This is a genomic window from Streptomyces sp. NRRL F-5727, assembly GCF_000719555.1.
Classification (GTDB): domain Bacteria; phylum Actinomycetota; class Actinomycetes; order Streptomycetales; family Streptomycetaceae; genus Streptomyces.
Map to the genome: position 1 here is coordinate 1 of NZ_JOGX01000121.1, position 7,464 is coordinate 7,464.

Annotated in this window: 7 protein-coding genes; all 7 read left to right on the plus strand. The window is 73.6% G+C overall.

Annotated elements, in window-relative coordinates; translation table 11 throughout:
* The first annotated feature begins 94 nt into the window (after positions 1-94).
* Complete coding sequence (locus tag IF73_RS0136700) at positions 95-523, plus strand: DUF3499 domain-containing protein (RefSeq protein WP_078868455.1); 429 nt, start codon at positions 95-97, stop codon at positions 521-523.
* Positions 524-648: 125 nt separating this feature from the next.
* Entirely contained in the window at positions 649-2,010 is a 1,362-nt protein-coding gene (locus IF73_RS0136705; RefSeq protein WP_031015766.1) for a phosphomannomutase/phosphoglucomutase, read from the plus strand.
* Between the two features lie 101 nt (positions 2,011-2,111).
* On the plus strand, positions 2,112-2,294 hold the full coding sequence (locus IF73_RS0136710) for a Trm112 family protein (protein WP_031015767.1): 183 nt from the start codon (positions 2,112-2,114) through the stop codon (positions 2,292-2,294).
* A gap of 335 nt (positions 2,295-2,629) precedes the next feature.
* Complete coding sequence (locus tag IF73_RS0136715) at positions 2,630-3,775, plus strand: SIS domain-containing protein (RefSeq protein WP_031015770.1); 1,146 nt, start codon at positions 2,630-2,632, stop codon at positions 3,773-3,775.
* 123 nt (positions 3,776-3,898) lie between these two features.
* Entirely contained in the window at positions 3,899-5,050 is a 1,152-nt protein-coding gene (gene manA / locus IF73_RS0136720; RefSeq protein WP_031015772.1) for a mannose-6-phosphate isomerase, class I, read from the plus strand.
* A 72-nt stretch (positions 5,051-5,122) separates the two neighbouring features.
* Positions 5,123-6,088 (plus strand): cation diffusion facilitator family transporter, encoded by a 966-nt coding sequence (locus IF73_RS0136725; protein ID WP_031015773.1) that lies wholly within the window; start codon positions 5,123-5,125, stop codon positions 6,086-6,088.
* Positions 6,089-6,384: 296 nt separating this feature from the next.
* Positions 6,385-7,464: adenosylhomocysteinase (locus IF73_RS0136730; protein WP_031015775.1), on the plus strand; the 1,080-nt coding region annotated here is incomplete at its 3' end.

The following is a 7,464-nucleotide window of genomic DNA, read 5'->3' on the forward strand; positions in this document are numbered from 1 at the left end:
GCGCCACCCCCCGCGCACCCCCTCCACCGCAGGTCAGAACGGGCACCACCCGAAAGGGGGTGGCGGACGTCACACCGCGACACGGTGGAGTGACCTGGGGCAGAGTCGTCGCGGCCCGCTCAAGAGTGCGGTACCGTCCAACGTCGTGAGCCCTGTACGTCGCTGTTCGCGCACCGCGTGCGGCCGCCCTGCCGTCGCGACACTGACGTACGTCTATGCCGACTCGACCGCGGTCCTCGGCCCGCTCGCCACCTACGCCGAGCCCCACTGCTACGACCTGTGCGCCGAGCACAGCGAGCGCCTCACCGCCCCGCGCGGCTGGGAGGTCGTGCGGCTCCACGACGCCACCACCCCCACCCGCCCCAGCGGCGACGACCTCGAAGCCCTGGCCAACGCGGTCCGGGAAGCGGCCCGCCCCCAGGAGCGCGCCGCCGAGGCCGGCAAGCCCGGCGGGCGCGGCGGCGACCCCATGGAGGTCGGGCGCCGCGGCCACCTCCGGGTGCTCCGTTCCCCCGACAACTGAGCCCGGACCAGCCGTCCGGCGTCCACAACCGGCCACCGCCCGAGTGCCCCACCCCCGTGCCGGGTAGTTTGGGCGTTCCGCACACGCGCCGCACACGCGTGCCGAGAACTCAGGAGGGTGGATCCGTGACTGCCGATCTGTCGCAGATCGTGAAGGCGTACGACGTCCGCGGGGTGGTCCCGGACCAGTGGGACGAGGAGCTCGCCGAACTCTTCGGCGCCGCCTTCGTCCGCGTGACGGACGCCGACGCGATCGTCGTCGGCCACGACATGCGCCCCTCCTCGCCCGGCCTCGCCGACGCCTTCGCGCGCGGCGCGGCCCGCCTCGGCGCCGACGTCACCCTCATCGGGCTCTGCTCCACCGACCAGCTGTACTTCGCCTCCGGCAGCCTCGGCCTGCCCGGCGCGATGTTCACCGCCTCGCACAACCCGGCCCAGTACAACGGCATCAAGCTGTGCCGCGCCGGCGCCGCCCCCGTCGGCCAGGACACCGGCCTCGCCGACATCCGCGCGCTCGCCGAGCGCTGGCTGGAGGAGGGCGCCCCCGAGGCCGCCGCCACCACCGGCACCGTCACCGAGCGGGACACCCTCGCCGACTACGCCGCCCACCTCAAGGCGCTGGTCGACCTCACCGCGATCCGCCCGCTCAAGGTCGTCGTCGACGCCGGCAACGGCATGGGCGGCCACACCGTCCCCACCGTCTTCGACGGCCTCCCGCTCGACACCGTCCCGATGTACTTCGAGCTCGACGGCACCTTCCCGAACCACGAGGCCAACCCGCTCGACCCGAAGAACATCGTCGACCTCCAGGCCCGCGTGGTCGCCGAGGGCGCCGACCTCGGCCTCGCCTTCGACGGCGACGCCGACCGCTGCTTCGTCGTCGACGAGCGCGGCGAGCCGGTCTCCCCGTCCGCGATCACCGCCCTCGTCGCGGCCCGCGAACTCGCCAAGACCCCCGGCGGAACGATCATCCACAACCTGATCACCTCCTGGTCCGTCCCCGAGGTCGTCCGCGAGAACGGCGGCACCCCCGTCCGCACCCGCGTCGGCCACTCCTTCATCAAGGAGGAGATGGCGAAGTCCGGCGCGATCTTCGGGGGCGAGCACTCGGCGCACTACTACTTCAAGGACTTCTGGAACGCCGACACCGGCATGCTCGCCGCGCTCCACGTCCTCGCCGCCCTCGGCGGCCAGCAGGGCACCCTGTCCGACCTGGTCGCCGTCTACGACCGCTACACGGGCTCCGGCGAGATCAACTCCACCGTCGCCGACCAGGCCGCCAAGACGGCCGAGATCAAGGCCGTGTACGCGGACGGGGACGGCATCACCCTCGACGAGCTCGACGGCCTCACCGTCTCCTCCGCCGACTGGTGGTTCAACCTCCGCCCGTCCAACACCGAGCCGCTGCTCCGCCTCAACGTCGAGGCCCGCGACGAGGCCACCATGGCCAAGATCCGCGACGAGGTCCTCGCCCTCGTCCGCGCCTGACACCCCGCCGGGGGCGGGGAGCCGCCGCTCGCCGAGCCGCGACTCCCCGCCCCCGGCGGTAGGCTGACCAGCACCATTCACTTGGTACGAAGGGACACCTCATGCCGCTCGAAGCCGGCCTCCTGGAGATCCTGGCCTGCCCGGCCTGCCACGCTCCGCTGAACGACCGCACGGCGGACGAGACCCCCGAACTGGTCTGCACCTCCGCCGACTGCGGCCTGGCCTACCCGGTCCGAGACGCCATCCCCGTCCTCCTGGTAGACGAAGCCCGCCGCCCGTCCTGACCCGCTTGCGGGCAGGCGGCCGCCGCACCGGTCTACGGGCAGGCGCCCCGCCGGGCCGGTCTGTGGGCAGGCGTTCCGCCTGGGGGTCCCCCCTGGACGAAGTCCTTGGGGGAGGAACGGGTGGGCACAAACCCCCAAGGGCGGCGCCCGACCCGCCGCACGCCCACCCCGAGCGCCCGCACCGCACGGCACCCGCGCCCGCACGGCACCCGCGCCCGCACCGCGCCCGCGCCGCGCCCGCACCGCCCGGCCCCGCACCCCGGCGCCCCGCACCCCCACCAAGGCACCCGCCCCGCGACGCCCGCGCCCGCACCCGCCCCGCACCCGGAGGCCACATGCTGGACGAGACCCTGCTCGACGCACCGGACGCCCTCGCCCTGGCCGACCGCCGCGGCCTCCTCCGCGGCGCCGCCGAGGCCGGCGCCCGGGTCAGGACCGCCGCCCGCCACGCCGCCGAGGCCGGCATCGCCGACCTCCGCCCCGAGGGCCGCCCCCGCGCCGTCCTCGTCGCCGGACCCGGCACCGCCGCCGCCGGCGTCGCCGACCTGATCGGCGCCCTCGCCGGCGCCTCCGCCCCCGTCGTACGGCTCGCGCCCACCGGCGTCGCCCCCGCCGCCGGCGCCCTCCGCTGGACGCTGCCCGGCTGGGCCGGCTCGGTGGACCTGCTCCTGCTGCCCACCACCGACGGCTCCGAACCCGGCCTCGCGCTCCTCGCCGAGCAGGCGTACCGCCGCGGCGTCACCGTCGCCGCCGTCGCCCCCAAGGGCTCCCCGCTCTCCGAGACCGTCAGCGGCTCCCGCGGCCTCTTCGTCCCGATGGCGATGGCCCCCCACGAGGAGCCCGACGAGTACGGCGAGAACCTGGCCGCCAGCCCCGGCGCCCTGTGGGCCCTCTTCACCCCGCTGCTCGCCCTCCTCGACCGCGTCGGCCTCCTGGAGGCCCCGCCCGAGGCGCTCGAACGGGTCGCCGACCGGCTCGACCGCACCGCCGAACGCTGCGGCCCGGCCATCGCCACGTACTCCAACCCGGCCAAGACGCTCGCCGCCGAGCTCACCGAGTCGCTGCCCCTCGTCTGGACCGAGGGCGACGCCGCCGGCCCGGCGGGACGCCGCTTCGCCGCCGTCCTCGCCGAACTCGCCGGCCTCCCCGCCCTCGCCGCCGAGCTCCCCGAGGCGCTCCCCGCCCACGGCGTCCTCCTGGCCGGCGCCTACGCCGCCGCGGCCGACCCCGACGACTTCTTCCGCGACCGCGTCGAGGAGCCGCAGGCCCTGCGCGCCCGCGTCGTCCTGCTCCGCGACCGCCCGGCCGGCGGCCTCAGCGCCGCCCCCGCCGCCCGCGAAGTCGCCCTCAGCCACGAGACCGCGATCAGCGAACTCGAACCCGAGGAGGGCGACGCCCTGGAGACCCTCGCGGAACTCCTCGCCGTCACCGACTTCGCCGCCGTCTACCTCGCCCTGGCGACCTCGGGCCACACGACCTGACACCCGGGCACGGGCACGACACCGGCGTACGGCCTGCGGCCACCCACCCGTCACCCGCGTGTCACCCACCCCCTGTCATCTGTCGTCTGACACCGTCACCGCCCCGAGGAACTGGAAGCCACCATGGAACGCCTCGTCAACACCGTCCGTCCCTATGCCTGGGGATCCACGACGGCCATCCCGGAGCTGCTCGGCACCGCCCCCACGGGCGAGCCGCAGGCCGAGATGTGGATGGGCGCCCACCCCGGGGCCCCCTCGCTCACCGCCCGCGGACCGCTGAACGACCTCATCGAGGCCGACCCGGTCCGCGAACTGGGACCGGCCGCCGCCGAGAAGTTCGGCCCCCGCCTGCCCTTCCTCCTCAAGCTGCTCGCCGCCGGCGCCCCGCTCTCCCTCCAGGTCCACCCCGACCTGGAGCAGGCCCGCGCCGGGTACGCCGCCGAGGAGGCCGCCGGCATCCCGCTGGACGCGCCCCACCGCACGTACAAGGACGCCAACCACAAGCCCGAGATGATCTGCGCCCTCACGCCCTTCGAGGGGTTCTGCGGCTTCCGGCCCCCCGCCGAGGCCGCCGACACCCTCGCGGCCCTCGGCGTCGACTCCCTCAAGCCGTACGCGGACCTCCTCCTCGCACACCCGGAGGAGGCCGCCCTCCGCGAGGTCCTCACCGCCCTGCTCATCGCCGACCCGGACGAGATGGCGCACACCGTCACCGAGGCCGCCGCGGCCGCCGACCGGCTCGGCGGCGCCTTCGCCCCGTACGCCGTCCTCGCCCACCACTTCCCGGGCGACCCCGGCGTCATCGCCGCGATGCTCCTCCACCACGTCCGTCTCCAGCCCGGTGAGGCCCTCTACCTGGGCGCCGGCGTCCCGCACGCGTACGTCTCCGGCCTCGGCGTCGAGATCATGGCCAACAGCGACAACGTCCTCCGCTGCGGCCTCACCCCCAAGCACGTCGACGTCCCCGAACTCCTCCGGATCGTCCGCTTCGAGCCCGGCGACCCCGGCGTCCTGCGCCCCGAGGCGTCCCCGTCCGGCGAGGAGGTCTACGAGACCCCCATCGACGAGTTCCGGCTCTCCCGGTACGTCCGCCCCGAGGGCGCCGTCCCCACCGACCTCACCGCCGGCACCCCGCAGATCCTGCTCGCCACCGCCGGACACCCGAAAGCCGGTCACATCGCACTCTCCCCGGGCGAATCGGTCTTCGTCCCGGCCGGCGAGCCCGTCGAACTCTCCGGAGCGGGCACCGTGTTCCGCGCCACCGTCGTGGCCTGATGCAACAATGACCGGCCGTACCACGGCCACGGTCACCGGGCCGGAGCATCGACGAAGGGAACAGACAGACCCATGAGCGCGTCAGGCGGAACCAAGGCGATCGTGGCGGCCCTCGCCGCCAACCTCGCGATCGCCGCAGCCAAGTTCGTGGCGTTCCTCTTCAGTGGCTCGTCCTCCATGCTCGCCGAGAGCGTCCACTCCCTCGCCGACTCCGGCAACCAGGGCCTGCTCCTGCTCGGCGGCAAGAAGGCCCAGCGCGAGGCCACCCCCCAGCACCCCTTCGGCTACGGCCGCGAGCGGTACATCTACGCCTTCCTCGTCTCCATCGTGCTCTTCTCCGTCGGCGGCATGTTCGCCATCTACGAGGGCTACGAGAAGATCAAGCACCCGCACCCGATCGAGGCGTGGTACTGGCCGGTCGGCGTCCTGGTCTTCGCGATCATCGCCGAGTCCTTCTCCTTCCGCACCGCCATCAAGGAGTCGAACCTCGTCCGCGGCGCCCTCTCCTGGAAGGAGTTCGTGCGCCGCGCCAAGGCCCCCGAGCTGCCCGTCGTCCTCCTGGAGGACCTCGGCGCCCTCGTCGGCCTCGTCCTCGCCCTCGGTGGCGTCGGCCTCGCCCTCCTCACCGGCGACGGCGTCTGGGACGGCATCGGCACCCTCTGCATCGGCGTCCTGCTCATCCTCATCGCGATCGTCCTCGCCGCCGAGACCAAGTCCCTCCTCCTCGGCGAGGCCGCCGGCCTCGACGACGTGAAGAAGATCGAGGACGCCGTCGTCGACGGCGTGACCGTCACCCGCCTCATCCACATGCGCACCCTCCACCTCGGCCCCGAGGAACTCCTCGTCGCCGCCAAGATCGCCGTCGCGCACGACGAGACGGCCACCGAGGTCGCCCGCGCCATCGACGCCGCCGAGGAGCGCATCCGCGCCGCCGTCCCGATCGCCCGGGTGATCTACCTGGAGCCGGACGTCTACAGCGAGGCCGCCGCCGCGGCCGGCCCCGACCCGGCCGCCACCCCCGGCGGCAGCGGTCACTGACCCCGCACCACCCGCCGAACACCCTGCCGAGGCCCCCGGAGCGCACCACGCCGCCCCGGGGGCCTCGCCCATGCGGCCTGCGGGCCGTGGGCCGATCGGTGTAGATTCGTGACCAGCCAGACGTCGCTGCTGATGGCGGTCGGGCGGCCCCCTGGGGACCGGCCGAGGGAGAGAGGGCCTCCGACGACTGCACCGCGAACCACCCGGGCATCCGTATGCCCGCAGGTGCCTCGGCCGCGGTGTCAGGCGCCACCACCGACCCTCGCCACTCGATCCCACGAGGAGCAGCACCCGTCATGACGACTGCCGCACAGCAGGACTTCAAGGTCGCCGACCTGTCCCTGGCCGCCTTCGGCCGCAAGGAGATCACCCTGGCCGAGCACGAGATGCCCGGCCTGATGTCGATCCGCCGCGAGTACGCCGAGCAGCAGCCGCTGGCCGGCGCCCGGATCACCGGCTCCCTCCACATGACGGTGCAGACCGCCGTCCTCATCGAGACCCTCGTCGCCCTCGGCGCCGAGGTCCGCTGGGCCTCCTGCAACATCTTCTCCACCCAGGACCACGCCGCCGCGGCCATCGCCGTCGGCCCGAACGGCACCCCGGAGAACCCGCAGGGCGTCCCGGTCTTCGCCTGGAAGGGCGAGACCCTGGAGGAGTACTGGTGGTGCACGGAGCAGGCGCTGACCTGGCCGAACACCCCCACCGGCGGCCCGAACATGATCCTCGACGACGGTGGTGACGCCACCCTCCTCGTCCACAAGGGCGTCGAGTTCGAGAAGGCCGGCTCCGCCCCGGACCCGGCCACGGCGGACAGTGAGGAGTACGGCTACATCCTCCGCCTCCTCAACCGCACCCTCGCCGAGTCCCCGCAGAAGTGGACGCAGCTGGCGTCCGAGATCCGCGGCGTGACCGAGGAGACCACCACCGGCGTCCACCGCCTCTACGAGATGATGCAGGCCGGCACCCTGCTCTTCCCGGCGATCAACGTGAACGACGCCGTGACGAAGTCGAAGTTCGACAACAAGTACGGCTGCCGCCACTCCCTGATCGACGGCATCAACCGCGCCACCGACGTCCTCATCGGCGGCAAGACGGCCGTGGTCTGCGGTTACGGTGACGTCGGCAAGGGCTGCGCGGAGTCCCTGCGCGGCCAGGGCGCCCGTGTGATCGTCACCGAGATCGACCCGATCTGCGCGCTGCAGGCGGCGATGGACGGTTACCAGGTCACGACGCTGGACGAGGTCGTGGAGACGGCCGACATCTTCATCACCACGACGGGCAACAAGGACATCATCATGGCGTCCGACATCGCCCGGATGAAGCACCAGGCGATCGTCGGCAACATCGGCCACTTCGACAACGAGATCGACATGGCC

What these genes read in the sequence shown, in the direction of transcription:
- IF73_RS0136725 (WP_031015773.1), top strand. Translation starts at nt 5,123, where the DNA reads ATGAGCGCGTCAGGCGGAACCAAGGCGATCGTGGCGGCCCTCGCCGCC.
- manA (WP_031015772.1), top strand. Translation starts at nt 3,899, where the DNA reads ATGGAACGCCTCGTCAACACCGTCCGTCCCTATGCCTGGGGATCCACG.
- IF73_RS0136710 (WP_031015767.1), top strand. Translation starts at nt 2,112, where the DNA reads ATGCCGCTCGAAGCCGGCCTCCTGGAGATCCTGGCCTGCCCGGCCTGC.
- IF73_RS0136715 (WP_031015770.1), top strand. Translation starts at nt 2,630, where the DNA reads ATGCTGGACGAGACCCTGCTCGACGCACCGGACGCCCTCGCCCTGGCC.